Below are 24701 nucleotides of genomic sequence, written 5' to 3'. Positions count from 1 at the left end.
CGTTCGCCGTCGCGGATTCGTCCTTTCGGCGGCCGAAGGCTTGAGCCGCCCGTCGAACCACACTCCTCACACGCGTCATGCGCTGCGAGTATCCGCGTGACCGGGGGTTTCACGCCGCCTCATGCCAGGGGACCGTCCCGCAGGGACGACAGAAGGTGCGCGGGGTCGGCGTAGACCGCGTCCGCGCCGGACTTCTCCAGGTCGGTGCGGGGGATGCCACCGCACAGGACACCCACACAGCGCACTCCGGCGCGGCTGCCCGCCCGCATGTCCCACACGGTGTCGCCGACGAAGACCGCCCGCTCCGCCGGCACCCCGGCCAGCTCCAGGGCGTGCTCGACCGGCTCCGGCGCGGGCTTGCCCGCGTCCACGTCGTCGGCGCTGGCCGTGGCGGTGATGGCGTCGTCCGCGTCGATCGCCCGGCGCAGCGCGCTCAGCTCGGCGCCGCCGGCGGACGTGGCCAGCACCACCGCCCAGCCGTCCCGGTGCAGCCGCCGCAGCAGCGCCCCCGCCTCGGGCAGCGCGGGCAACCGGTCGAAGTACTGCCCGTACAGCGCCTTGTGCGCGGCGCTGATCGCCGCGTCCTGGTCCGTGTCCCGGTCATCGCCGAGCAGGTGCGCGACGAGGTCGGTGGCGGCCAGGCCCACGGCCCGGTGAACGGCGTGCATCGGCACGTCGTGGCCCGCCTGCCGGAAGGCCTCCCACCACGTCACGACGTGCAGGTGGTTGGTGTCGACCAGCGTGCCGTCGACGTCGAACACGGCCGCCCGTCCCGCCTTCGCCATGCGTACGATCCCTTCCTCTCGGCCCGCTCCTCGGGCCCGCCCGGGTACCACCTCAGCCGCCCGTCACGCCGGACGGCACCCGCCGCTCACGGGTCCAGGCCAGCAACTCGTCCAGGGACCACGTCGTCACCACCCGCTCGGGCGGCACCCCGCACTCCTCCGCCCGCGCGCACCCGTTGATCTGCCAGTCCAGCTGCCCCGGCGCGTGCGCGTCGGTGTCGACGGAGAACAGCACCCCCGCGTCCACGGCCCGGCGCAGCAGCCGCCGCGGCGGGTCGAGCCGCTCCGGCCGGCTGTTGATCTCCAGGGCCGTGCCCGTCTCCGCGCAGGCCGCGAACACCTGGTCCGCGTCGAACTCCGACTCGGGCCGCCCCCGTCCGGTCAGCAGCCGCCCCGTGCAGTGCCCCAGCACGTCCGAGTGCGGGTCACGGACCGCGGCCACCATCCGCCGGGTCATCGACCGGGCGTCCATGCGCAGCTTGGAGTGCACCGACACGACCACGACGTCGAGCCGGTCCAGCAGCTCCGGCTCCTGGTCGAGCGAGCCGTCCTCGAGGATGTCGCACTCGATGCCGGTCAGCAGCCGGAACGGCGCCCACGTCTCGTTCAGGGCCGCCACCACGTCCAGTTGCTCCCGCAGCCGCTCGGCCGACAGCCCGCGGGCCACCGTCAGGCGCGGCGAGTGGTCGGTCAGCGCCGCCCACTCGTGCCCCAGCGCCGCCGCGGCCCGGCCCATCTCCTCGATCGGGCTGCCGCCGTCCGACCAGTCGGAGTGCAGATGGCAGTCGCCGCGCAGCAGCGCCCGCAGCTTCTCGCCGCCCCGTACGGCGGGCGGCTCCTTCGCCTCGCCCTCCAGCTTGCGCAGATAGCCCGGCACCTCACCGGCCAAGGCCTCCCGCACCACCTGGGCGGTCTTCGGACCGACCCCCTTGAGCGACTCCAGCGACCCGGTGTCCGCCCGCCGGCGCACCTCGTCCTCGCCCAGCTCCTTCAGCACCCGGGACGCCGTACGGAAGGCGCGCACGCGGTACGTCGGTGCCAGGGACCGCTCCAGCAGGAAGGCGATCCGGTCCAGTGCCTCGACGGGATCCATGGTCACCTCCACCTCAAGGGTTCCCCGGCCACCTCAAGGGTTCCCCAGCGCCCGGCGGGCCGCACGACGTGCGCGCGGTTTGCCCGGTACGCACCCGGGTACTGCGATGCCTCGTCCCGAACGCGCCGACGAGGAGGCCCGCCATGTCCGATCCCACCGCGTCCCCCGGCACGGTCGCCGTGGTCACCGGCGCCGACTCCGGCATCGGCAGGGCCACCGCCGTACGGCTCGCCCAGGCGGGCATGGACGTCGGCATCACCTGGCACAGCGACCACAAGGGAGCGGAGGAGACGGCCGAGGAGGTCCGGGCGCACGGGCGGCGGGCCGAGGTCGCCCGGATGGACCTCACCCGGCTGCCCGACGCCGCCGACACCGTCGACGAGCTGTGCGAGCGCCTCGGCCGTGTCGACGTGCTGGTCAACAACGCCGGCACCGGCACCATGACGCCCTTCCTCGACCTGGAGCTGTCCGACGTGCGGGAGGTCCTCGACGTCGATCTGGTCGGGCCCTTCCTGTGCGGGCAGAAGGCGGCCCGGCACATGATCCGGCAGGGCGACGGGGGGCGGATCGTCAACGTCACGTCCGTCCATGAGCACCAGCCGCGCGTGGGCGCCGCCCCGTACTGCGCCGCCAAGGGCGGTCTCGGCCTGCTCACCCAGGTCATGGCGCTCGAACTCGCGGAGTACCGCATCACCGTCAACGCCGTCGCGCCCGGGGAGATCTCCACGCCCATGACCGGGCAGGAGGACACCGACCCGCACACCGAGAGCCGCCCCGGCGTGCCGCTGGGACGGCCCGGCGACGCCCGCGAGGTCGCCGCCGTCATCGCCTTCCTCGCCGGCCCCGACGCCTCGTACGTCACCGGCGCCTCCTGGAGCGTCGACGGCGGCATGCTCCGTATGGGCCCCCAGGCCGGCTCGCACCTGACGAGCGACGACTGGCGCCGCCCCTGAGCGGCCGGCCGGTCCGGCCCGCGACTGGACCCCGCACTACCGCCGGATGCGCTCTACGCTCGATGCATGACCGAAAGCGCGAGCCCGTACATATCCCACCCTCGGATCATGGTGCTCGGGGTGCAGCCGGGCACACCGCCGTTCCGGATCGTGGAGATCGACGGCCAGGTGGTCGGGGAGGCCAAGGCCGTCACCGACGTGCTGGCGGCCGCCGCCGCGTTCGGCATCACGGTCCACGACCTGGACGATCCGGACGTGGTCCGCTGGGTCGGCGGCGACAAGTTCACCTGGACCGTGCACTAGGCCTGACCGTGCACTGGGCGTGTTGGCGTCATCGGGCCTGTTGGCGTCATCGGGCCTGATGGTGCGGTCAGGACTTCTCGGTCGCCGGCTTCCTCCCCGCCCGGCCCCCGCGCCGCTCGCGCGCGTGGACCGCGCGGCTCAGCCGGCGGCCCAGGAGCAGGTAACCGATCAGCGCGCCCCCGGTGTTCAGGATGACGTCGTCGATGTCGAAGGCACGGCCGGTGACCAGCGCGCCCTGGGCGAACTCCACCAGCAGCATCACCACGGCGGTCAGCAGCAGCACGCGCAGGATGCCGCGGGTGCGCGGGGCGACGACGGGCACGAGGACGCCGAAGGGGAGGCCCAGCAGGATGTTGCCGCCGATCTGCCGGACGGCGTCCCGCAGTTCCGGCTGGTCGAGATAGGCCTTCAGCGAGCGGCCCGGATGCAGATTGGTGTGGGTCAGCGCCTCCGACGCGGGCGAGGGCTGGAGCGTGAGCCGGGCCAGCACCACGGCGAAGGCCACCATGAAGGTGAAGGCGCACAGCATCGCCAGCAGCCGCACGGGCAGCGGCAACCGGTGTCGCTCGCGGCCGGAGCCGGCCGTACGCGGACGTGAGGCTGCACCGGCCATTGTGTCCTCCAGACTTCAACTTCCCAAGGTGATAAGGCGGTTACCCACGGGCGCGCCGACGATGCCGCCGGGGATCGTTCCCGGCCACGGTTTCCCCGCCGTCCGCCGGGCCACTCCGCCCTGGGAGCCGCCGCGCGCCGTCACATCCCGCAGCCGGGGCGGTGCTTGGATGACCGCCACAACGATCAGCGCCCGTGGAGATGGCGTTGTGGTCCGGCGTAAGACGCTCCTCACCGTGGCCGAGGTACCGCTGTGGTGGGCAGCGCTCACCGCGCTGTGGCTGGTGTTCGTCACCACCGTCGGCCCGCTGGAGCTCGCGGTCGGCGCGGGCGCGGCCCTCCTCGGGGCGCTCGCGGCGCGGGCCGCGCGACGGGCGGTGACCGGACGGTGAACGGCTGGATCCTGGCCGCGACGCTCACCCTCGCCGCCGGCCTGGCGGCGGCCCTGTGGGGCGTCGCCACCGGACCGCTGCGGCGCCGGGTCGTCGCCCAGAACCTGTCCACGGCGGTGGCCTGCCCGGGCCTGCTGCTCATCGCCCAGGGCTACGACCGCCCCTCCTACGTCGATCTCGCCCTGGTTCTCGCCCTGCTCGGCCCGGTCGGCACGCTCGTCTTCGCCCGGCTCCTCGCCGCGGAACTGGCCGAGGATCCGCCCCGCGGCCGGGGCGTGACCTGGGCCGCGGCCGGCCTCGGAGCCGTGGTCGTGCTGGCGCTGTGCGCGGTCACCGGGCCGGCCGGACGATGGCGAAGCTGCTGGTGACAGTCGGTCACGGAGGAGGCCGTGGGCGGCCCGCTCACCGTGCTGTACGTCCTGGCGAGCGCGGTGACCGCCGGGGCGGTCCTGCGGGTCGCCGCGCGCGTGTTCCTCGGCCTCGGTCCCAGGCCGGAGGAAGGGAACGTGTACGAGACGACCGGCTCCGGCGAGGAGCCCGAGACCCGGCAGCGGCTGAGCCGGGTCCCGGACACCATGACGGCGGTCCCGGCGGTGCTGCTCGCCGGGTCCCTCGCCGTCGGTGAGATCCCCGGGTTCGGTGGCGCGCCGGAACCGGCGGCCTCGTGCGCCTCTCGGTGCACTGGACCCCGCCCGGCGTCCTGCTCGGCCTCGCCTCCACCGCGCTGGCGCTCGCCCTCGCGGCGGTGGCCGTCACCCGGCCGCGGGGCCGGGCGCTGCCGCTGCGGCGCCTGCATTCCGGGCACGTCGGGGACTACGTCGCGTGGCTGCTGGTGGGCACCACGCTGCTGGGCGCGCTGGCCCTGCCCGAGGTCCTCGGGAGCTGATCAGTTCCCGTACGAGACGCGCACCTCCTTGAAGCCCAGGGAACGCAGCAGGCCTTCGAGCATGCTCCTGGTGTTGGTCTCGGCGCGGGCGGTCAGCTCGCTCTCCTTCGCGGCGTCGCCGATGTGTCGTACCGCGAGTTTCTGCACGGCCTGTTCGCCGTTGGGATTGTCCGAGAAGAGGTCGCCGAGGCGGTCGAAGAGACCGCGCTGTTTGGAGACGGCGTAGGAACGGTCGGGGTCGAGGGCCGGCTTGCCCAGTCGCGCGTGGGGCAGCCGGAGTGTGGCGGACGTGCGGTCGCCGTTGACCTGCACGTCGTCGTCGCCGACCTTGCCCAGGTCGACGTAGGCGTCGACGGTGCCCGCACCGACGTACAGGGTGCGGGTGCCGCGGATCGCGTCGGGGAGGAACTTGGCGTCCTTCTCCAGGTCCACGACGACCTGGAAGTTGCCGGAGGCGGCGTCGTAACGGCTGAGGTCCTGGACGGACTTCAGCAGCGCGGGGCCGGACCGGTCGTGGGTCTCGGAGCCGAACAGGTCCTTCAGGCCCGGGATCACGCTCAGCCGGATCCCGGCGAAGAACACGACGAGCACCAGCACCAGGGCGCCCACCACCTTCGCCCAGCCGGGCACGCGCCGGGGGAGACGCTTGACGGGAGTCGTCATGCGACGGCCCTCCTTCCTACTGTCCTGATGCCCGCCAGGAGCCTTGCCAGACCGGCCGGTTGAGGAGGGAGGACGTCAGCGGAAGCGCTGAAGGCGCACTCGGGCATCACACTGGGCCCGACGCCGCCTCCGGCTGTTCCAGGGCCGCGTCCAGCGTCGGCTGCGGGGGCAGCAGCCGGGACAGGCCGGTGATCCGCAGGACGCGCAGCGTCAGGGGGTGGGCGCAGACGAGGAGCAGCTGTCCGTCCCGGTCGAGCACCCGGCTCCTGGCCCGGTACAGCAGCCGCAGGCCCGAGCAGTCGAAGAACTCGATCCCGCTGAGGTCGATCACGACCCGGGCGGCGCGGCGGTTCGTCTCCCGGTCCAGGTGCGGGGCGATCTCCGTGGCCGCTGCGAGGTCGATCTCGCCACGGAACTCCAGCACCGTGTGCCCCCGTTCCTGTCGGACGCGCAGATGCCGGGTGAGCGGTGCAGGTTCCTGCCGCACGACGAGATCGCCTCCAGCCTGCTCCGTGCGTGGGGAGGGGCCGCGGTCGTCAGAACCGTTCCCCGCCCTGCAAGTTACCCCCGAACTAGTGAATTTGAGCATGTTCGATTGACATATGTCTCTGAATTGCGGCCGAGTTGGCCGAGGTTCGCGCGGGGGCGTGCGCGGGCGTGGGAGGGGGCGTGTTCCCCGGCGTGCGCTTCGGGTCGCGACAGGGTGCCCGGGCTACGACAGGGCGTGCCAGGCCTTGACGAGAGCCTGGCGGAACTGCTCGGTCTGGTGTGCCGTGAGGTCGCGCACCATCCGCTCCTCCAGCTCCCGGACGGGCCCGGCGTACTGTGCGAGCAGCTCCCGCCCGGCGTCGGTGAGCAGGATCAGCAGCTCTCGGCGGTTGCGGGGATTGCGCTCCCGGCGCACCAGCCCGCGGCCCTCCAGTGAGCGGACGAGATCGGCGATGGACTGCGCGGTGACGAAGGAGTCGCGCGCCAGCTGGGCCGCCGACAGTCCGTCGTGTCGCTCCAGCACGGTCAGCGCGGTGTACTGGAGAGCGGTGATCCCGGAGGGTCTGACCAGCTCGTCCAGATGGGAGCGTACGACGAGCTCCACCTGCTTGACCATGTAGAGCAGGGAAGGGGGCGCCTTGGTCACCTGTGCGTCGAGCATGGATGCAGGCTAGACCATTGACAGGAAACCTGTCTGTAATGAGACTGCGAACCAACAGGAATCCTGTTTGTTGAAATCTTGGCGACGACGCTGAGGAGCGGCGATGACCACCTTCGAGAGGGAACCCGGACAGCTGTTCATCGGGGGACAGTGGCGCGAGGCCGCCGACGGGGCGCGCACCGAGGTGGTCGACCCGTCCCGGGGCGCGGTCGTCACCACCGTCGCCGAGGCGGGCCCGGCCGACGTCGACGCGGCCGTACGGGCCGCCCGCGAGGCCTACGACGACGGCGCCTGGTCGGGTCTGAGCGGCCGCGAGCGAGGCCGGGTGCTGCACCGCGTCGCCCAGCTGATCCGCGAGAACGCCGACGAGATCGCCGCGCTGGAGAGCCTCGACGTGGGCAAGCCGATCACGCTGTGCAACGCGGTCGACGTGACGAACGCGGCCAACGACTACGAGTACTTCGCCAACCTCGCCCAGAGCCAGGACGGCGCCCTGCGCGACACCCCCATGAACGCCCTCGCCTACACCAGGCGCGAGCCGCTCGGCGTGGTCGCCGCGATCACCCCGTTCAACTTCCCGCTGATCCTCGCCGGCAGCAAGATCGGCCCGGCCCTGGCCGCCGGCAACACCGTCGTCCACAAGCCCGCCGACGAGACCCCGCTGAGCGCCCTCTACATGGCCCGGCTGTTCCAGGAGGCGGGGGTGCCCGACGGCGTGGTCAACGTCGTGACCGGCAGCGGACCGGTGGCCGGCGAGGCCCTGCTGCGCCACCGCGGTGTCGACAAGGTCGCCTTCACCGGCTCCACCGCGATCGGCCGGCACGTGGCGAGCGTCGCCGGCGAGGCCCTCAAGCCCGTCACCATGGAACTCGGCGGGAACGCGGCCCACCTCGTCTTCGAGGACGCCGACCTGGAGAAGGCGGTGGGCGCGGTCATCAAGGGCTTCGTCTTCAACACCGGCCAGTTCTGCATGGGTGGCCCGCGCCTGCTGGTGGCCCGCTCGGTGCACCCCACCCTCCTCGGCATCCTCGCCGATGCCGTGCCCGGGGTGCCGGTCGGCGACCCGCGCGACCCGGCCACGGTCATCGGCCCGATGGCGGCCGAGAAGCACCTGAAGAAGGTCGAGGAGTACGTCGCCCTGGCCCGCAAGGAGGGCGCCCGGATCGTCTGCGGCGGCGAGCGGCTCGACCTGGACGGCGGCTACTACTACAAGCCCACCGTCATCGCCGACCTGTCGAACGACTCCCGCGTGGTCCAGGAGGAGATCTTCGGCCCGGTCCTCACCGTGCAGCCCTTCGACGACGAGGACGAGGCCGTCGCCCTCGCCAACTCCACCCCCTACGGCCTGGCCTCCGGGGTCCAGACCACCAACCTCGCCCGTGCTCACCGGGTCGCCGACCGGCTCCAGGCCGGCATCGTGTGGGTCAACGACTGGGCGATGCTCGACCCCGCGATCCCCTTCGGCGGCGTGAAGGACTCCGGCTACGGCCGTGAGTACGGGCCCGAGGCCCTCGCCGGTTACACCAAGGTCAAGTCCGTCGTCGTCTCGCTCGACTGAGACAGTCGTCAAGGAGCTCTTGCGATGCCCACCACCACCCGTGCCGCGGTCGTCGAGTCCGGCGGCGCGCCCTTCACCCTCTCCGACGTCGTCCTGGACGAACCCGGCCCGCACGAGGCGCTGGTCCGCATGGTCGCCACCGGCCTGTGCCACACCGACCTCGGTGTGGCGAGCGGCGGACTGCCCTTCCCGCTGCCCGGGGTCCTCGGCCACGAGGGCGCGGGCGTCGTCGAGGCCGTCGGCTCCGCCGTCACCGGCGTCACGCCCGGCGACCACGTCCTGCTCTCCTTCACCTCCTGCGGCGACTGCCGCAACTGCCGCGGCGGGCACCCCGCGTACTGCGCGACCTGGCTGCCGCTGAACCTGCTCGGCGGCAGCCGGGCCGACGGCACGAGCACCATCAGCCGCGAGGGCCAGGCCCTGGGCGGGCACTTCTTCGGCCAGTCCTCCTTCGCCGAGCGGGCCCTGGCCGACGAGCGCAGCCTCGTCAAGGTCGACCCGGACGTGCCGCTGGAGTCCATCGCCCCGCTGGGCTGCGGCGTACAGACCGGTGTGGGTGCCGTCTGGAACGTCCTGAAGCCGGACACGGGCAGCACGGTCGTCGTCCTGGGCGCCGGAGCGGTCGGCCTGTCGGCCGTGATGGCGGCGGCCCTCACCCCGGCCACGCGGATCGTCGCCGTCGACCGGGTCGCCGAACGCCTCTCCCTGGCGACGGAACTGGGCGCCACGCACACCGTCGACACGAGCGGGACGGACCTCGCCCCGGCCCTCGCCGAGATCACCGGCGGCCAGGGCGCGGACGGTGTCGTGGAGACCACGGGAAATGTCGGCGTCCTGCGCCAGGGCGTCGACGCGCTCGCCGCCCGCGGCACGCTGGTCGTGGTCGGCGCCCCGCCCTTCGGTACGGAGGTCGCCCTGGACGTCAACGGGCTGCTCGGCGGCAAGCGGATCGTGGGTCTCACCCTCGGCGACAGCGAGACGCAGACCATGATCCCGGCCCTGGTCCGTCTGGTGAAGGACGGGCGGCTGCCGCTGCACCGCCTGATCGGCACGTATCCCTTCGGGGACATCGACCGGGCGGTGCAGGACATGAGGTCGGGCAAGACGATCAAGCCGGTTCTGATGTTCTGACGCGATCGGCCGTGACGGCCGTTCGCATGAGAGCTCGAGGGGCGCGGGGGACCGGCGTGTGCGGGTTTGCCGTGGCTTGTCGCGCAGTTCCCCGCGCCCCTTTGGGGCCTCTCGCCTCAGTCGTTCACCAGGACCAGCTTCCCTGTCGTCCGGCCCGTGTCGCCGGTGGCGTGGGCCTCAGCGGCGGCGGACAGCGGGAAGGTCCCGGCGATCGTGGCGCGGAGCCTGCCGGTCCCGGCGAGTTCCGCGATCGTCTCCATGCCGGCGCGGTCGGCGTCGACCAGCATCCGGACCGCACGGACACCGAGCCGGTCGGCCTCCTCGTAGAAGTCGTCCGAACCAACCGGCAGGATCGACACCACGACGCCGCCTGGGCGCAGCACGCGCAGTGAGCGCAGGGCGGTGTCGCCGCCGATCGTGTCCAGGACGACGTCGGCGTCCTTCACGGCCTCGGTGAAGTCCGTCTCCCGGTAGTCCACCGTCTCGTCCACGCCGATCCCGCGCAGAAACTCGTGCTTGCCCGCGCTCGCCGTGCCGATCACGTACGCGCCGCGCGCCTTCGCGATCTGCACCGCGACGTGCCCGACCCCGCCCGCCGCGGCGTGGATCAGCACCCGCTGCCCGGACTTCAGGTCCGCGTGCTCGACGAGGGCCTGCCACGCGGTCAGCGACACCAGCGGCAGCGCGCCCGCCTGGACATGGTCGATCCCGGCCGGCTTGCGGGTCAGGGCCCGCACCGGGGCGATGACGTACTCGGCGTGCGAGCCGTGCCCGTACGGATACGGCAGCATGCCGAAGACCTCGTCCCCGGGTGCGAACGCCGCGACGCCGATGCCGACCGCCTCCACCACCCCGGAGACGTCCCAGCCCAGGACGAAGGGCGGCTCGCCCAGGAAGCCGCCCGTGGCGCGGTGCTTCCAGTCGGTCGGGTTGACCCCGGCGGCCCGCACCCGGACCAGCACCTCGTTCGGCCTCGGCGCCGGGCGCTCGACTTCCACTTCCTTCAGGACCTCGGGACCGCCGAGGACGTCCTGGCTGATGGCTCGCATCGTGTTCTGTGTGCTCATGGTCATCCAGCGTGCCCGCCCGCGCCGGTCCCGCCAATGGCAGGATGGTCAACCTTCGATAGGATCGTGCCATGCGACGTGAGCGAGTGGTGGTCCTGGCCCTGGACGGCGTGTACCCGTTCGAACTGGGCATCCCCAGCCGGATCCTGGGCGCGGCCGACGGCCGGTACGAGGTGCTGACCTGCTCGGTCGACGGCGGTCCGGTGCGTACGAGCGCGGACTTCGGCGTCACCGTGGAGCACGGCCCCGAGATCCTGGCCACCGCCGACACCGTGGTGATCGCGCCCGTCGCACCCGCCCACCTGACCGACGAGGTGCCCGGCGACGTCCTGGCCGCGCTCGCGCTCATCCGCCCCGGGACGCGCATCGTCTCCATCTGCACCGGCGCCTTCGTCCTCGCCGCCGCCGGGCTCCTCGACGGGCGCAGGGCGACCACCCACTGGCAGGTCGCCGACCACTTCCGCCGCAAGTTCCCGCACGTCGACCTCGACCCGGACGTGCTGTTCGTCGACGACCACCCGGTCCTCACCTCCGCCGGAGCCGCCTCCGGGGTGGACGTCTGCCTGCACCTGGTCCGCAAGGACCACGGCAGCCGCCTGGCCAACACCGTCGCCCGCCGCTGCGTGGTCCCGCCGTTCCGCGACGGCGGCCAGGCCCAGTACATCGAACAGCCCGTCCCCGAACAGGGCGCCGCGAGCACCGCGGCCACCCGCTCCTGGGCCCTGGAACGCCTCGGCGAACCGCTCACCCTGGCCGACCTCGCGGGCCACGCCCGGATGAGCCTGCGCACCTTCGCCCGACGCTTCCACGACGAGGTGGGCCTCAGTCCCGGCCGCTGGCTGATCCAGCAGCGGGTGGCCCGGGCCCGGCATCTGCTGGAGACCAGCGACCTCACCGTCGACCAGATCGCCGGCCGGGTCGGCTTCGCGACCGGAGCCTCCCTGCGCCAGCACCTGAACGCGGCCATCGGGGTGACCCCGCAGGCCTACCGCCGCACGTTCCAGACCGCCCGCTGACCCAGGCAGGGCCTGTGTCCGCCCAACTGGGCGGCATGCAAAGCCATTTGTCGACCCGTTGCTTTCTGTCGGAGCGTGACGGAACCCTCACGCCCAGCGGGGGGCGCGGTTGATCCTTCGGTCTTCAAACCCGATAAGGTTCCAATCGCCGCTGCGAGTTGGCGCGACAGCGTCCGGTCGATTCGCAGTGCGCACTCATGAGTGCGGTTCACACACCCCCCCGTTCGATCGTGTTGCTTCTAAGGATGCAGATGGAACTCGCCACTCCGCCACCGGCGGCGCGGGCCCCTGTCGCCTGGCACAGCTGGTGGTTGATGCCGCTGGGCTTGGGAGGCGGGACGGTTGCCGCCACGTTCATGAGCTCGGAGCGAATCACCGCGGCCGTCGCCGGTGTCGCGGCGACGGCCGTCAGTGCCGTGTGCGTACGCCTGCTGCTGCGCACCCGCGCGCAGCTGCACCGGGCGGAGGGCTCCTTCCGCACCACGCAGGCCGAGCACAACCAGCAGTGGCAGCAGCACGTGGCGGGTCTGGAACGGAAGTTCTCCGCCGAGCGCGCCACCCTGGAGTCCCAGCTCACCGAGCAGAACGCCTCGTACGAGCGGCGCCTCGCCGAGCAGAGCGCCACCTACGAGACGCAGCTCGCCGACCAGTCCCGGGCCTACGAGGAACGGCTGACCGAGCAGGCCAGGTCCTACGAGGCCCAGCTCGCCGGCCAGGCCGAGGTCTGGCAGGAGCAGCTCTCCCACCAGCTCGCCGCGGTCGCCCGGCTCGCCGACGAGCAACTGCCCGACGCCATGGAGAAGCTGCGTTCGGGCGAGGCCATCGACGACGTCCTGCCGACCGTCAACCAGTGCGCGAAGGTCAGCGCCGACCTCCAGGCGGAACTGCGCAAGCTGCTGCGTACCGCCCTGGTCGGCCTGGAGGCGGAGTTCGACCGCTCCACCACCGCCGAGCAGGCCGTGATCAGCATCGGCAACCGCATCCACGTGCTGACCAGCAAGCTCCGCGGCCGGCTGCACGAGATGCAGGGCGAGCACGGCAGGCTCCCGGCCGTCGCCCGCGGCCTGATGGAGCTCGACCAGGAACTCGGCCCCGCCGACTCGCTCGCCGCGAGCATCGGTGTGCTCGGCGGCTCGGACCGTCCGGGACGCCAGTGGCAGGAACCGCAGCGGCTGCTGAGCGTGGTGCGCGGCGGCATCGGCCGGATCAAGGACTTCCACCGCGTCCAGGTGCGCCACTTGCCCGAACTCGGCGTCGACGGCGGCCTGGTGGACCATCTGACGCTGATCTTCGCCCACCTCCTGGACAACGCGGCCCGCTACTCGCCGCCCACCGAGCCGGTGCTCATCTCCGGCAAGGAGGTCCCCAACGGCGTCGGCATCGAGATCCAGGACTCCGGCAAGGGCCTGAGCGAGGAGAAGAAGCGCGAGGCCGAGCACGCCCTCGCGGGCACCGCGCCCGGCGCGGGCCTCGGCGGCATCACCGAGGACGCGAGCATCGGCCTGCGCGTCGTCGGCGCCCTCGCCCGCCGCTACGGCATCCGGGTCACCTTCGCGGACTCGCCCTGGCTCGGCACCTCCGTGGTGGTCGTGGTGCCGCACAAGTACTTCAGCCCGCTGCCCGCGGCCGCGAGCACCCAGGCCGCGCCCGCCTCCGAGGCCCGCCCCGCCGCGCCCGCCCCGGCCCGCGAGACGGTCATCGCACCGGCGGCGGCCGCGCAGACGGAAAGCGTGGAGACCACGCCCGGCGGACTGCCCCGGCGTCGCAGCAAGCGGACCGAGACGGACGGGTCCCGGCAGGCCGAGCGGAGTGACCGGAGCACGGCCGTCTCCGCCGTCCCTCCGGACGCCTCCTTCTCCGGTCTCGCGGCCTTCGCCACGGCCGGACGCGACGCCGCCGAGGCGTCCCGGGCGGCCGACGACCGCGAGACTCCCGCCGGACGCGAGTCCACCGAGCACCGCACCGAAGAGAGCGACTAGTCCTCATGACGCAGCAAGGAACAGATGTGAGCTGGGCGCTCCGCGATCTCGTCGAGAGCATCCAGGAGATCCGTTTCGCCCTCGTGGCCTCCAGCGACGGCAAGGCCATCACCTCCTACGGCGCCGAAGACCCCGACGACGTCGACCGCTTCGCCGCCGTGGTGGCCGGCCTGCAGGCACTGGCCCAGCCGGTCGCCGAACAGTTCCCCAAGTACGCCGGGCAGTTGCGCCTCGCGATGATCGAGGTCGACGGCGGGCACCTCTTCGTCGTTCGGGCCGGTGTGGAGACGTACCTCGGTGTCCTTGCCAGGGAGGGCCTCGATCAGGGCCTGCTCGGGCACCAGATGAGGGACCTGGCCCGCAGGATGGGTGAGCTCCTCGGCACCACTCCGCGCCTGGAGGAGCACTCTGGATGAGTGCTCCCCGTAGGCCGTCGGACCCGTCCGGTCTCGAGCGCTACTACGTCCTCACGGGAGGGCGCAGCGGACCGGGCGGTTCGGCGTCGAGCCTCGACGTGGCGACTCTCGTCGTCTCCCGCGCCGCCCCGTTACCGGGCATGCAGCATGAGCACGAGGAGATCCTCCGGCGCTGCCGCGATCCGCTGTCGGTCGCCGAACTCGGCGCCCACCTCGGGCTGCCCTTCAACATTCTCGCGGTGCTGCTGTCGGACCTGCTGGACGCAGGTCGGGTCGAAGCCCGTGATCCCATCCCGGCGCACGACGCCGGCCGCGGGCCCGACCTCGCGCTCCTTGAGGAGGTACTCAGTGGACTTGAAAGGCTTTGACCAACCCGGAGGGCGGGCGGCCGGGGACACCCGCTCGGTGAAGGTGATGATCGCCGGCGGGTTCGGCACCGGGAAGACCACCATGGTCCGGTCGGTCAGCGACATCAAGCCGCTCACCACCGAGGAGACCCTCACCCAGGCCAGCGTCGACGTCGACCGTCTCATCGGCGTCGCCGACAAGACGCAGACCACCGTCAGCCTGGACTTCGGCAAGATCGGCATCAACGAGAGCCTGGTGCTGTACCTGTTCGGCACGCCGGGCCAGGAGCGGTTCTGGTTCCTGTGGAACGGGCTGTTCAAGGGGGCCCTCGGCGCGATCGTCCTGGTGGACACGCGCCGCCTGGAATCCAGTTTCCGGGCGATCGAGGAGATGGAGCGGCAGAACGTCCCGTTCGTCGTCGCGCTGAACGTCTTCCCCGACTCCCGGAACTACCCGGTCGAGGAGATCCGGGACGCCCTGGACATCCCCGAGCACACCCCGGTCGTGGCCTTCGACGCCCGCGACCGGGCCTCCAGCCGTGACGTCCTCGTCGCCCTGATCCACCACCTGAAGGAACGCTCGGCCGTGGCCCTGGAGCCCCGATGAACGATCAGACCGAAACCCCCCTTCAGGCACCGCGCGGCTGCCCCGTCGCCCACCACGCGGCCGACCTCACCCGGCTCTACGGGCCGGAGGCCTCGACCGACCCGGCGGGCATCTACGAGCGGCTGCGCAAGGAGCACGGCCCGGTCGCGCCGGTCCTGCTCGAAGGCGACGTGCCCGCCTGGCTGGTCCTCGGTTACCGCGACAACCGGCGGGTGCTCGACAACCCCCGCCAGTTCAGCCGGGACGCACGGATCTGGCGGGACTGGGCCGAGGGGCGCGTCGAGGACACCTCGCCGCTGATCCCGATGCTGGGCTGGCGGCCGGACTGCGTCTCCCAGGACGGCGAGCCGCACCGCAGGCTGCGGGCCGCCGTCACCGACGGACTCCAGGCGGCCTCGGCCCGGGGCATCCGGCGCCACGCGACCCACTTCGCGAACAAGCAGATCAACGCGTTCGCGGACACCGGACGCGCCGACCTCGTGTCCGACTACGCCGAGTACCTGCCGATGCTCGTGCTCTCCCGCATCCTCGGGCTGCCCGAGGCGGAGGGCCGGGACCTGGTCGAGTCCTGCGCCCAGGTCCTCAAGGGCGGTGAGGACGCCCTCGCGCACAACGACCGCATCATGGCGATCCTCGGGGAACTGGCCGAGCGCAAGCGCACCGAACCCGGCGGCGACTTCACCACCGCCCTGCTGGGGCACGCGGCCGGCCTCGACGAGGAGGAGGTGGTCAGCCATCTGCGTCTGGTGCTGATCGCCGCGCACACCACGACCAGCAACCTGCTGGCCCGGGTCCTCCAGCTGATCCTCACCGACACCGCCCGGCTCTCCGGACTGATCAGCGGGCAGCTGAACATCTCGGCCGTGGTGGAGGAGGTCATGTGGAACAGCCCTCCGCTGGCCGTGCTGCCGGGCCGGTTCGCCGCCGGCGACCTGGAACTGGGCGGCCACCAGATCCAGGAGGGCGACCTGCTGGTCCTCGGCCTCGCGGCGGGCAACGCCGACCCCGAGATCCGGCCGGACACCGGCGTCTCGGTCCAGGGCAACCAGGCCCATCTGGCGTTCAGTTCAGGTCCGCACGAGTGCCCCGGGCAGAGCATCGGCCAGTCCATCATCGAGATCGCCGTGGACGTCCTGCTGCACCGCCTGCCGGGCCTGACCCTGGCCGTGCCCCCGGAGGAGCTCACCTCGACGGCCTCCACGTGGGAGTCGCGGCTGGACAGCCTGCCGGTCGAGTTCCCCGTCTGACGCGGTGCCCGGCCGGACCTCCGGCCGGGCACCGGCGCGTCGTCACACGGTCAGCAGGTCGTCCACCGAGCCCCGCCCGGCCAGTTCGGCCGTCGCCACCGCGCCCTCCTTCGCCGCCGCGTAACGCCCGCTGGTCAGCGCCCACTCGTAGTTGCCGTTGATCCAGTGCTGGATGGCCTCGACCCCCATCCGCACCCGGTCCCGCTCCGCCTCGTCGAGCCGCAGCTCGTCGCACATCTGCGGGACGCGCGCCTGGAGTTCGAGGTACTCGTCGAGACAGGCGATCGTCATCCGGTACGCCTCGTCGGTGGCCTCCTGCCAGGAGCAGCCCCGCTCCCGGCGCAGCACGGCGATGAGGTTGTGGCCGTCGCCGCGCCGCTTCTCCCGCTCGAAGGAGTGGATGTCGTTCATGAACCCGATGGTGTCCGCGGCCAGGTCACGCATCCGCTCCATCACCGGATGCCCCATCACCTGAGCCGGCACCTCGAAGCCGCGGCTGCGCTCGCCCGCGTCGATGCTGTGGTGAATGCCGACCGTACGGCGCCGGAACTCGGCGTACTCGTCGAGCCCCAGCGTGCCCTCCAGGCCCCGGGCCGCCAGGTCGACCTCCTCGCAGTGCGCGACCAGGAACCGTCCCCACGAGGCGGCGAAGCGTGTCTGCCATGTCAGGGACATGCCACGCGAGAGATGGTTCCAGACCTCCGCCCACGCCACGGTGATCGGGCAGGCCACCCGGGGCGGACTGCCCGCCGGCCGCAGGGGAGTGACGATCAGCTCCCGGGCGACCTCCGCTATGCGGTCGGAGCGGTCGGGCCGGCTGGCGTCGAACTGGTCGTCGAAGAGGAAGGCCAGCGAGAACCAGTTCATCAGGACGACCATGTCGTCCGCCGACGCGTGCGGATATGTGCGCGCGGCAGCCTGGGGCAGGTCCCAGGACTTGTACTCCTCGAACCCGTCCCGGCTGCGGACCAGGCGCATCTCCCACACCCAGCGCAGATGGCGGGCTCGGGCGTACTCCAGATGCTCGCTGACCGGGGTGTCGAAGGGGAGGTCGAACCGGACGTCCTGAGGCATGTGCTTCCTTTCGGGAGACGGACCGCAGAGTCCCCCCACCCCTGCGAACGGGCGGTGTCGCGACCGCCCGCACACTCGAACTGGGCTTCGCAGTCCGAAACTTGAACCGAGAAGCGGTACGAGACTGCCCAAGGCGCGAATAAGCCATTCCGTGACCCTGCCGTGATATCCGTTACTGCCCGAACCACGTGAGCTGCGTATACTCCCTCGTCCCTCACCCGGCCCCGGCTCGTCCGCTGGGCCCGCGCAGCCCCGGAACGTCACACTGGTAAGCGTCCGTGACCACGTTTCAGGAGGACTGCCGACGATGACGTCCGCACCCGTACGCAGTGCTGAGCAGCGCAAGAAGGACACCCTGCACCGTCTGGAGCACGACGTGGACGCTTGGGTCGCCACGGCCGACAGCGCGTCGGGGACGCCCTATCTCGTCCCGCTGTCGTTCCTGTGGAACGGCTCGTATCTGCTGTTCGCCACACCCGCGTCGAGCCCCACCGGACGGAACCTGGCCGCCACCGGCCGGGCCCGCGTCGAAATCGGGCCGACCCGTGATGTCGTCATGGTCGACGGCACCGTCGAGACCGTCCAGCCCGCCGAACTGACCGAGCAGGACGCCGAACTCTTCGCCGCCAAGACCGGGTTCGACCCCCGCCGGCTGGCCACGCCGTACCTCTACTTCCGCGTCCTGCCGCAGCGGGTACAGGCCTGGCGGGAGGCCGACGAACTGGACGGCCGCGAACTCATGCGCGAGGGCCGGTGGTTGACGGCCGACTGAATCGGCCCGGCCGGGATAACCGCAAGGTACGGGGCCGCGGGGCACGAACGCCCCGCGGCCGGAATCCTGCGGAGGAGACATGGCACTGGTGAAAGCGAGTGTCCTGGTGCTCGACTGTGCCGAGCCCGAGAAGCTCGCCGTGTTCTACAAGGAGCTGCTGGAGGGGGAGGAGGCGGACGCGACCGCCAACCGGGTGGAGATCAAGGGCGCCGACGGCTTCCGCATCGCCCTGCGCAGGGACGTCAACGCGACCCCGCCCAGCTGGCCCCGACCCGAGAACTCCCTCCAGGCGCACCTGGAGTTCGTGGTGGACGACCTCGACGCGGTGGAACGCCGGGTCGTCGCCCTCGGCGGCCGGCCCCTGGAGGCCAAGGAGCCCTCGGGCCCCCTGGAGGAACGCGGCTACGCCGACCCGGCAGGCCACTCCTTCACGCTGCGCCGCACCCCGCCGACCGCACCCAAGCAGGGCTGAACGGGGCGGCGGGGGGGGCGCGGTGCGCGCGACCCTCGCGCAGGCCGGGCCGGCCCCCGCCCGCCGCACCGGCGGGCGGGGACGTGTCGTTCTCAGTCGCGGCCGCTCTTCTCCCCGGCCGGCCAGGTGCCGGTGGAACGCTCGATGGCCTTGGCGCCCGCGCGGTCCACGGCGCTGCGCACCACGGCGAAGATGGCGCCCTGGACCGCGGCGGCCAGCAGGATCTCGCCCCAGCCGCGGTCCTTGTCCAGCGCGTCGGGCGCGTCCTCCTCGTTACGGATCGCCATCCATGTCTTGCGGAAGGCCAGCCCGGCCAGCCAGCCGCTCGACCAGCCCAGCACGAACCCGAGGGGCTGGTAGGCGAAGGGCAGCTTCTTCTTCTTGGCCACGTGAATCTCCTTGATCGGTGAAGGGTGGACGGAAATGGTCAGGGGGTGTGGGCGGCCGGGACCCGCTCCTCGGCGCGGACCGGCCCGGGCGGCGTACCGTCGCCGAACGGCCGGCCGCCCAGCTCCTCGCGGTGGTGCGGGGTCAGCCAGCCGGACAGGTCCGGGCCCAGCGGCACGATGCGCGTCGGGTTGATGCCCGTGTGCACCTGGTAGTAGTGGCGCTTGATGTGGTCGAAGTCGACGGTGTCGCCGAAGCCGGGCGTCTGGTAGAGGTCCCGGACGTATCCCCACAGCACCCGGTTCTCCGTCAGCTTCCAGCGGTTGCACTTGAAGTGGCCGTGGTAGACCGCGTCGAAGCGGACCAGCGTGGTGAACAGCCGGATGTCCGCCTCGGTGATGGTGTCGCCGACGAGGTACCGCTGCCGTTCCAGGCGGTCGGCGAGCAGCTCCAGCCGCCGGAACACGCCCACGCAGGCGTTCTCGTACTCCTCCTGCTCGGTCGCGAAACCCGCCCGGTACACGCCGTTGTTGACGTCCTCGTAGACGTCCGCCATCACCTCGTCGATCTCGTCGCGCAGCTTGTCCGGGTACAGGTCGGGCGCGCCGTGCCGGTGCAGGGCCGTCCATTCGGTCGCGAGGTCGAGCGTCAGCTGCTGGTAGTCGTTGGTGACCAGCTTTCCGCTGGGCACGTCCACGATCGCCGGCACGCTGACTCCGCCGGGGTAGTCCGTCTCCCGGCGGTCGTACGCCTCACTCAGATAGCGGATGCCGAGGACCGGATCGCGGCCGTCCTCGTCCAGCGTGAAGCGCCAGCTGCGGTCGTCCTGGATCGGGTCGGCGACGGCCAGGGACAGCGCGTCCTCCAGGCCGAGCAGCCGCCGGGAGACCAGCGACCGGCTCGCCCACGGGCAGGCGCGGCTGATGACCAGACGGTAGCGGCCGGCCTCCACCGGCCAGCCGTCCCGGCCATCGGCGGTGATCCGGTCCGTGAAATGCGCCTTGGACCGCTTGAACGAGCTCCTTCCGTAGGCGCTGTTGCCGTCGTCGCCGTCGTCGCGGCTCATGGGGATGACCTCCTTCGGCGTACGTGTGGCCTGCTTGCCGGGCGTGTGCCCTGGTGAACGCGTTCCCCTTTTTCCGCCGACGGCACGGTGTGAGCACCGCCGACCGGGGCAATCGGCGTGGGTGACTGCAGAAGGATCTGATCGGAGGACACGCGTCACCGTGCTGGTGGCGCTCGCTGCCAATCTGGTGATCGCGGCAGCCAAGGCGGTCGGCGGCCTGGCCGCGGGATCGCCGGCCCTGCTGTCGGAGGCGGCCCACTCGGTGGCCGACAGCCTGAACGAGGTGTTCTTACTGGCGGCGCTGCGCCGCAGCCGCCGCCCCGCCGACCGGCGGCACCCCTTCGGCTACGGCAAGGAGCGGTTCTTCTGGTCGCTCCTGGCGGCCGTCGGGATCTTCGTCATGGGCGGCTGCTTCTCCTTCTTCCAGGGCTTCGAGGCTCTGGCGGGCGGAGCGGAGGAGGACACCGGCGGCTATGTGGCCGGCCTGATCGTGCTCGGCATCGCCCTCCTCGCGGAGGGTGCCTCTCTGCTGCGGGCGCTGTACCAGGTGCGCCGGCAGGGCGGCACGGGCGCCGGGCTGCGCGACCCCGCCCTGCGCACGGTCGTCGCGGAGGACGGCACGGCGGTGCTCGGCGTCACGCTCGCCATCGCCGGTATGGCGCTGCACATGGTCACGGGCCAGGTGGTGTGGGAGGCGTCGGCCTCCCTTGCGATCGGCGCGCTGCTGGTCTACGTCGCCTACCGGCTCGGCCGGGACGCCCGCGACCAGCTGATCGGCGAGGCCGCCGACCAGGAGTCGAGCGGGAGGATCCGGGAGTTGCTGCGGGCACAGCCCGAGATCGACAGCGTGGAGGCGCTGTTCACCATGAAGACGGGCCTCGACACGGCCCTCGTCGCCGCCCGCGTCGACCTCGTGCCCGGCCTGGACAGCGAGCGCGTCGAGGACGTCGCCGTCCGCATCAAGCGCTCCATCGCCCGGACGGTCCCCGAGGCCGACCAGATCTTCCTCGACGTCACGGACCAACGCGCGCGGGAGGCAGCGGAAAGCCCCGCCGCGACGGGGGAACGCGGCGGGGCCTGACCCGCGCGTGCCCCGTCGCCGACGGTTCATGCACGCCCCCGGAGACGTTTTCCGCCGACCGCCCCGGACAGGTCGGCCGGCTTCTCGGGCCCGCTCCGCGGGGCCGCCGTTCCGGGCGGATCCCGAGGGAGCACCTACGGGGGGCGTGCCCGGCGCGGCGCCCCGGATGCCGGCCGGGCGGGGCGCCGCCCTTGTCCGCCGCCGGACGGGCTACGCCCTGTGTCCCGACGGCGGGTGGCGTTTGGTGTCCACAGGATGGGCGACGATTCCTGTCCCATCGAGTGGGCGGCGTTTTCGCGCCCGCTGGTTGGGCGACCTTCCGTGTTCCGACAGTCGGGTGGTCTTTCGTGCCCGCCGGTCGGGCGGCCCTCCGTGGCCCATCGATCGGGTTGAGCTTCGTGCTCGCCGGACGGGCGACTGTCCGTGTCCCAACGGCCGGGTGGTGTTTCGTGCTCGCCGGACGGGCCGCCTTCCGTGCCCCAACGGCCGGGCGATGGCCGCTTCGCCCCCGCGGCCGGAAACAGGGCCCCTGGGCGGCCGACCACTGCCGGTCCGCCCAGGGGCCCGTCCTCGCCCCGCTCGGCCCCGGAAGCCGGCCGGGCGGGGCGCCGCCCTTGTCCGCCGCCGGACGGGCTACGCCCTGTGTCCCGACTGGCGGGTGGCGTTTGGCCGGCCGGGCGACCTTCCGTTTCCTGGTGGGCGGGTGGCGTTTGATGCCCGCCGGCCGGGCGACGATCCGTGTCCCGCCGGACGGGCGGGCCGTCCTGCCCAACAGCCGGGCGATGGCCGCTCCGCCCGCCCCGCGGCCGGAAACAGGGCCCCTGGGCGGCCGCCAACTGCCGGTCCGCCCAGGGGCCCGTTCTCACCCCGCTCGCCTGTCCGCCCGGGGGCGCCGAAGGCCTGCCGTGTCACCCGCCGTCGGTCGGTTCCAGTACGAACACCGGGATCTCCCGGTCCGTCTTCTTCTGGTAGTCGGCGTAGGGCGGATACGCCGCGACCGCGCGTTCCCACCACTCGGCCTTCTCCCGGCCCGTGACCTCGCGGGCGACCATGTCCTGCTTCACCGGACCGTCCTGGAGCTCCACATGCGGATCGGCCTTGATGTTGAAGTACCAGACCGGGTGCTTGGGCGAGCCGCCGAGGGAGGCGACCGCGGCGTAACGCCCCTCGTGCTCCACCCGCATCACCGGTGTCTTGCGCAGCTTGCCGCTCCTGGCACCCCGTGAGGTGAGGATGACCACCGGCATCTTCGTGCCCTGAAGGGTCGTGCCCTGCGTGCCGCCGGAGCTTTCGTACAGCTCCACCTGCTTGCGCACCCACTGCGTCGGGCTGGGTTCGTACTCGCCCTGGAGAGGCATGGCATCCGTCCCATCGTCGTGTCACGGTTGACCGGCATCCGGCTTCAACACCGCTACCCACGCGGATCATCCGCACCACGGCACATCCGGACCGCCGCGCGTCTCACCCCGGCGCCACCGCCGTCCGCGCGGCCAGGACCGTCATCACCCCGCTCGCCACCAGCGCCGTCACCAGCCGGCCACGGTGACCGGTCAGCGCCCGCCCCAGCAGGGCTCCGCTCCCGGCGAGCAGCACCTGCCAGCTCGCCGAGGCGGCGAAGGCGGCGAGCACGAAGACACCCTGCTCCGGAGCGCCGGCCGGGCCCGCGGCCCGGGAGCCGAGCACGAGCGCCGCGAAGTAGATCACCGTCGTGGGGTTCAGGAGGGTGACGCCGAGCAGGCCCAGGTAGGCCCGGGCCGGACCCGGGGGAGCGGGCGCCGTCCGCGTGGCGAGCCGGTGGCCGCGGTGTTCGCGCACGGCCGTGACCGCGCCCCACCCCGCCAGCGCGAGCAGCACCAGGACGCAGACCCACCGCAGCGGCCCGAGCACCGGCCGCAGCGCGTCGGCCAGGGCCGCGCCTCCGAGGGTGGCCGCGAGGGCGTACAGCCCGTCGGCGGTGGCGACGCCGAGCGCGGCGCAGACACCGGTGCGCAGGGACGTACGGGCGGTGAGGGAGACGAGGTACGTCCCGACGGCGCCGACGGGGACGGCGATGCCGAACCCGGCGAGCAGCCCCGCGACGAGCGCGGCCGTCATGACCGCGGCGGCGTCGGCCCTCCACGGCGGCCGGACCGCTGCTGTCGGCGCGCGGCGCAAGCGGTGGCGGACGGCGGCAGCAGCAGGACGGCGAAGTCAGACATGGCTGGATCCTGGGCCCTGCCCCGCCCGTCGGCAACCGGTTTTCCCACCGGCACCGGCGCACCGCCGCTTCCGGCGAGGGACCGGCTCCCGCAACCGGCCCTCGACGCCCGCGGTTCGAACTGGAAGACAGCGTTCCTCGGCCATGTTGCCGCCGCCACCGATCTGGCCGAACTTCGCGTCGCTCCATAGGTGCCTGGGGCATCTAATGAAGATCGGCACGACGCACACTTCGTCTGCGAGGTCTTCATGACGGAAACGACCGCACCCGTCGCCTTCCCCCAGAGCCGGACCTGCCCCTACCAGCCGCCCGCCGCCTACGACGCGCTGCGCGACGAGCGCCCCCTGACCCGCATCACCCTCTTCGACGGCCGTGAGGCGTGGCTGGTCAGCGGGCACGCGACCGCCCGCGCGCTGCTGGCCGACCCGCGGCTGTCCTCCAACCGCAGCCGCCCCGGCTTCCCCGCCCCGACCCGGCGATTCGCCGGGATCACGAACCGCAGAACGGCCCTGCTCGGCGTCGACGACCCCGAGCACCGCGCCCAGCGGCGGATGGTCGTCGGCGACTTCACCCTCAAACGGGCCGTCGAACTCCGGCCACGGATCCAGCAGATCGTGGACGAACGGCTCGACGCGATGATCGCCCAGGGCCCGCCCGCGAACCTGGTGAGCACCTTCGCGCTGCCCGTGCCGTCCATGGTCATCTGCGCCCTGCTCGGTGTCCCGTACGCCGACCACGACTTCTTCGAGGCCCAGTCACGACGGCTGCTGCGCGGCCCGGAGACCGCGGACGTGGAGGACGCCCGCGACCGGCTGGAGGCGTACTTCGGCGAGCTGATCGACCGCAAGCAGCGCGACCCCGGCACCGGCCTGCTCGACGACCTGGTCCAGCGGCACTTGCGCGAGGGCGCGCTCGACCGCGAGGGCCTGATCGCCCTGGCGCTCATCCTGCTGGTCGCGGGCCACGAGACGACCGCCAACATGATCTCGCTCGGCATCTTCACCCTGCTCCAGCACCCCGACCGGCTGGCCGAACTGCGCGCCGACCCGCGGCTGCTGCCGGCCGCCGTCGAGGAGCTGATGCGGATGCTGTCGATCGCCGACGGCCTGCTGCGCCTGGCCGTCGAGGACATCGAGGTGGCCGGGACGACGATCCGCAAGGGCGACGGCGTGGTCTTCGCGACCTCCGTCATCAACCGCGACGAGACGGTTTACCCCGAGCCGGACACGCTCGACTGGAGCCGCCCGGCCCGGCATCACGTCGCCTTCGGCTTCGGCATCCACCAGTGCCTCGGCCAGAACCTCGCCCGCGCCGAACTGGAGATCGCCCTGCACACCCTCTTCGACCGGCTGCCCACACTGCGCCTGGCCGCTCCCGCCGAGGAAATCCCCTTCAAACCCGGCGACACGATCCAGGGGATGCTGGAACTTCCCGTGACCTGGTAAGA

28 protein-coding genes and 1 pseudogene are annotated in these 24701 nt (G+C 72.3%); 17 read left to right on the top strand and 12 right to left on the bottom strand.

The features are described 5' to 3' along the window. Positions 1–119: 119 nt before the first annotated feature. Positions 120–785 (bottom strand): HAD family hydrolase, encoded by a 666-nt coding sequence (locus ACIBL4_RS17890; RefSeq protein WP_399411009.1) that lies wholly within the window; start codon positions 783–785, stop codon positions 120–122. 52 nt (positions 786–837) lie between these two features. Further along, entirely contained in the window at positions 838–1878 is a 1041-nt protein-coding gene (locus ACIBL4_RS17885) for a PHP domain-containing protein (RefSeq protein ID WP_399411007.1), read from the bottom strand. A gap of 143 nt (positions 1879–2021) precedes the next feature. On the opposite strand from ACIBL4_RS17885, the gene ACIBL4_RS17880 reads away from it, so the two are divergent. Together ACIBL4_RS17880 and ACIBL4_RS17875 are read left to right on the top strand one after the other, a co-directional pair. Further along, the gene (locus tag ACIBL4_RS17880) at positions 2022–2831 is read left to right on the top strand and encodes an SDR family oxidoreductase (protein ID WP_399411005.1); all 810 of its coding nucleotides are present in this window, start codon (positions 2022–2024) and stop codon (positions 2829–2831) included. A gap of 66 nt (positions 2832–2897) precedes the next feature. Further along, entirely contained in the window at positions 2898–3134 is a 237-nt protein-coding gene (locus ACIBL4_RS17875; protein WP_274821561.1) for a hypothetical protein, read from the top strand. A gap of 67 nt (positions 3135–3201) precedes the next feature. On the opposite strand, the gene ACIBL4_RS17870 is transcribed toward ACIBL4_RS17875, so the two are convergent. Next, positions 3202–3747, bottom strand: a complete 546-nt coding sequence (locus ACIBL4_RS17870) for a VanZ family protein (protein WP_399411002.1) — start codon at positions 3745–3747, stop codon at positions 3202–3204. 169 nt (positions 3748–3916) lie between these two features. On the opposite strand from ACIBL4_RS17870, the gene ACIBL4_RS17865 reads away from it, so the two are divergent. The 3 genes and pseudogenes from ACIBL4_RS17865 to ACIBL4_RS17855 all read left to right on the top strand — a co-directional run bounded on the left by ACIBL4_RS17865 (position 3917) and on the right by ACIBL4_RS17855 (position 5024). Further along, the gene (locus tag ACIBL4_RS17865; protein WP_399411000.1) at positions 3917–4138 is read left to right on the top strand and encodes a hypothetical protein; all 222 of its coding nucleotides are present in this window, start codon (positions 3917–3919) and stop codon (positions 4136–4138) included. Further along, positions 4135–4583, top strand: a pseudogene (locus ACIBL4_RS17860) (monovalent cation/H+ antiporter complex subunit F); the annotation flags it as partial. The gene ACIBL4_RS17865 and the pseudogene ACIBL4_RS17860, both read left to right, overlap by 4 nt. 219 nt (positions 4584–4802) lie before the next feature. Further along, a complete protein-coding gene (locus ACIBL4_RS17855; protein ID WP_399410998.1) occupies positions 4803–5024 on the top strand; it encodes a hypothetical protein in 222 nt (73 codons plus the stop codon). Here ACIBL4_RS17855 and ACIBL4_RS17850 read toward each other — a convergent pair whose 3' ends face one another. The 3 genes from ACIBL4_RS17850 to ACIBL4_RS17840 form a co-directional block, all read right to left on the bottom strand. Continuing rightward, a complete protein-coding gene (locus ACIBL4_RS17850; protein WP_399410995.1) occupies positions 5025–5687 on the bottom strand; it encodes a DUF4230 domain-containing protein in 663 nt (220 codons plus the stop codon). A gap of 106 nt (positions 5688–5793) precedes the next feature. Then, positions 5794–6174, bottom strand: a complete 381-nt coding sequence (locus ACIBL4_RS17845) for an anti-sigma factor antagonist (RefSeq protein WP_399410993.1) — start codon at positions 6172–6174, stop codon at positions 5794–5796. 225 nt (positions 6175–6399) lie between these two features. Further along, positions 6400–6837, bottom strand: coding sequence for a MarR family winged helix-turn-helix transcriptional regulator (locus ACIBL4_RS17840; RefSeq protein WP_399410991.1), 438 nt, complete (start codon positions 6835–6837; stop codon positions 6400–6402). Positions 6838–6940: 103 nt separating this feature from the next. On the opposite strand from ACIBL4_RS17840, the gene ACIBL4_RS17835 reads away from it, so the two are divergent. After that, positions 6941–8395, top strand: coding sequence for an aldehyde dehydrogenase family protein (locus ACIBL4_RS17835; protein WP_399410989.1), 1455 nt, complete (start codon positions 6941–6943; stop codon positions 8393–8395). A gap of 24 nt (positions 8396–8419) precedes the next feature. After that, positions 8420–9526: an NAD(P)-dependent alcohol dehydrogenase gene (locus ACIBL4_RS17830; protein WP_399410987.1), complete on the top strand. Its 1107-nt coding sequence runs from the start codon at positions 8420–8422 to the stop codon at positions 9524–9526. 116 nt (positions 9527–9642) lie between these two features. Here ACIBL4_RS17830 and ACIBL4_RS17825 read toward each other — a convergent pair whose 3' ends face one another. Continuing rightward, the gene (locus tag ACIBL4_RS17825; RefSeq protein ID WP_399410985.1) at positions 9643–10593 is read right to left on the bottom strand and encodes an NADP-dependent oxidoreductase; all 951 of its coding nucleotides are present in this window, start codon (positions 10591–10593) and stop codon (positions 9643–9645) included. 71 nt (positions 10594–10664) lie between these two features. Between ACIBL4_RS17825 and ACIBL4_RS17820 the strand changes: the two genes are divergently transcribed. From ACIBL4_RS17820 to ACIBL4_RS17795, 6 genes are all read left to right on the top strand, one after another. Further along, complete coding sequence (locus tag ACIBL4_RS17820; RefSeq protein ID WP_399410983.1) at positions 10665–11609, top strand: GlxA family transcriptional regulator; 945 nt, start codon at positions 10665–10667, stop codon at positions 11607–11609. A 251-nt stretch (positions 11610–11860) separates the two neighbouring features. After that, complete coding sequence (locus ACIBL4_RS17815) at positions 11861–13588, top strand: sensor histidine kinase (RefSeq protein WP_399410981.1); 1728 nt, start codon at positions 11861–11863, stop codon at positions 13586–13588. Between the two features lie 5 nt (positions 13589–13593). Beyond that, on the top strand, positions 13594–14004 hold the full coding sequence (locus tag ACIBL4_RS17810) for a roadblock/LC7 domain-containing protein (protein ID WP_003994857.1): 411 nt from the start codon (positions 13594–13596) through the stop codon (positions 14002–14004). Then, positions 14001–14372, top strand: coding sequence for a DUF742 domain-containing protein (locus tag ACIBL4_RS17805; RefSeq protein WP_037668707.1), 372 nt, complete (start codon positions 14001–14003; stop codon positions 14370–14372). Before ACIBL4_RS17810 ends, ACIBL4_RS17805 begins: the two co-directional genes overlap by 4 nt. Further along, the gene (locus ACIBL4_RS17800) at positions 14353–14958 is read left to right on the top strand and encodes a GTP-binding protein (RefSeq protein WP_399410978.1); all 606 of its coding nucleotides are present in this window, start codon (positions 14353–14355) and stop codon (positions 14956–14958) included. Before ACIBL4_RS17805 ends, ACIBL4_RS17800 begins: the two co-directional genes overlap by 20 nt. Next, positions 14955–16205 (top strand): cytochrome P450, encoded by a 1251-nt coding sequence (locus tag ACIBL4_RS17795; protein ID WP_399410976.1) that lies wholly within the window; start codon positions 14955–14957, stop codon positions 16203–16205. Before ACIBL4_RS17800 ends, ACIBL4_RS17795 begins: the two co-directional genes overlap by 4 nt. 42 nt (positions 16206–16247) lie before the next feature. On the opposite strand, the gene ACIBL4_RS17790 is transcribed toward ACIBL4_RS17795, so the two are convergent. After that, the gene (locus ACIBL4_RS17790; RefSeq protein ID WP_399410974.1) at positions 16248–17279 is read right to left on the bottom strand and encodes a 7-epi-alpha-eudesmol synthase; all 1032 of its coding nucleotides are present in this window, start codon (positions 17277–17279) and stop codon (positions 16248–16250) included. Positions 17280–17586: 307 nt separating this feature from the next. Between ACIBL4_RS17790 and ACIBL4_RS17785 the strand changes: the two genes are divergently transcribed. Continuing rightward, on the top strand, positions 17587–18051 hold the full coding sequence (locus ACIBL4_RS17785) for a pyridoxamine 5'-phosphate oxidase family protein (protein ID WP_399410972.1): 465 nt from the start codon (positions 17587–17589) through the stop codon (positions 18049–18051). A 79-nt stretch (positions 18052–18130) separates the two neighbouring features. Further along, positions 18131–18523, top strand: coding sequence for a VOC family protein (locus tag ACIBL4_RS17780; protein ID WP_399410970.1), 393 nt, complete (start codon positions 18131–18133; stop codon positions 18521–18523). Between the two features lie 92 nt (positions 18524–18615). Here the strand turns inward: ACIBL4_RS17780 and ACIBL4_RS17775 are convergent, their stop codons facing one another. Together ACIBL4_RS17775 and ACIBL4_RS17770 are read right to left on the bottom strand one after the other, a co-directional pair. Further along, positions 18616–18912, bottom strand: a complete 297-nt coding sequence (locus ACIBL4_RS17775; RefSeq protein WP_399410968.1) for a DUF4235 domain-containing protein — start codon at positions 18910–18912, stop codon at positions 18616–18618. Positions 18913–18950: 38 nt separating this feature from the next. Next, positions 18951–19976 carry a glutathione S-transferase family protein gene (locus ACIBL4_RS17770; protein ID WP_399410965.1) on the bottom strand — a complete coding sequence of 342 codons (1026 nt, stop codon included), beginning with the start codon at positions 19974–19976 and terminating at the stop codon, positions 18951–18953. A gap of 160 nt (positions 19977–20136) precedes the next feature. Here ACIBL4_RS17770 and ACIBL4_RS17765 point away from each other — a divergent pair, with 160 nt between their 5' ends. Continuing rightward, on the top strand, positions 20137–21057 hold the full coding sequence (locus tag ACIBL4_RS17765; RefSeq protein WP_399410963.1) for a cation diffusion facilitator family transporter: 921 nt from the start codon (positions 20137–20139) through the stop codon (positions 21055–21057). 908 nt (positions 21058–21965) lie between these two features. On the opposite strand, the gene ACIBL4_RS17760 is transcribed toward ACIBL4_RS17765, so the two are convergent. Then, complete coding sequence (locus ACIBL4_RS17760; RefSeq protein ID WP_399410961.1) at positions 21966–22415, bottom strand: nitroreductase family deazaflavin-dependent oxidoreductase; 450 nt, start codon at positions 22413–22415, stop codon at positions 21966–21968. A gap of 103 nt (positions 22416–22518) precedes the next feature. After that, entirely contained in the window at positions 22519–23151 is a 633-nt protein-coding gene (locus ACIBL4_RS17755; protein WP_399410959.1) for a LysE family transporter, read from the bottom strand. A gap of 351 nt (positions 23152–23502) precedes the next feature. On the opposite strand from ACIBL4_RS17755, the gene ACIBL4_RS17750 reads away from it, so the two are divergent. Beyond that, a complete protein-coding gene (locus ACIBL4_RS17750) occupies positions 23503–24699 on the top strand; it encodes a cytochrome P450 (RefSeq protein ID WP_399410957.1) in 1197 nt (398 codons plus the stop codon). The last annotated feature ends 2 nt before the right edge of the window (positions 24700–24701 follow it).

The sequence above is a fragment of the Streptomyces sp. NPDC050416 genome, assembly GCF_044458845.1.
Taxonomy (GTDB): Bacteria; Actinomycetota; Actinomycetes; order Streptomycetales; family Streptomycetaceae; genus Streptomyces.
The sequence above is the reverse complement of the archived record's forward strand: the minus strand, read 5'-3'. Positions and strand labels throughout refer to the sequence as shown.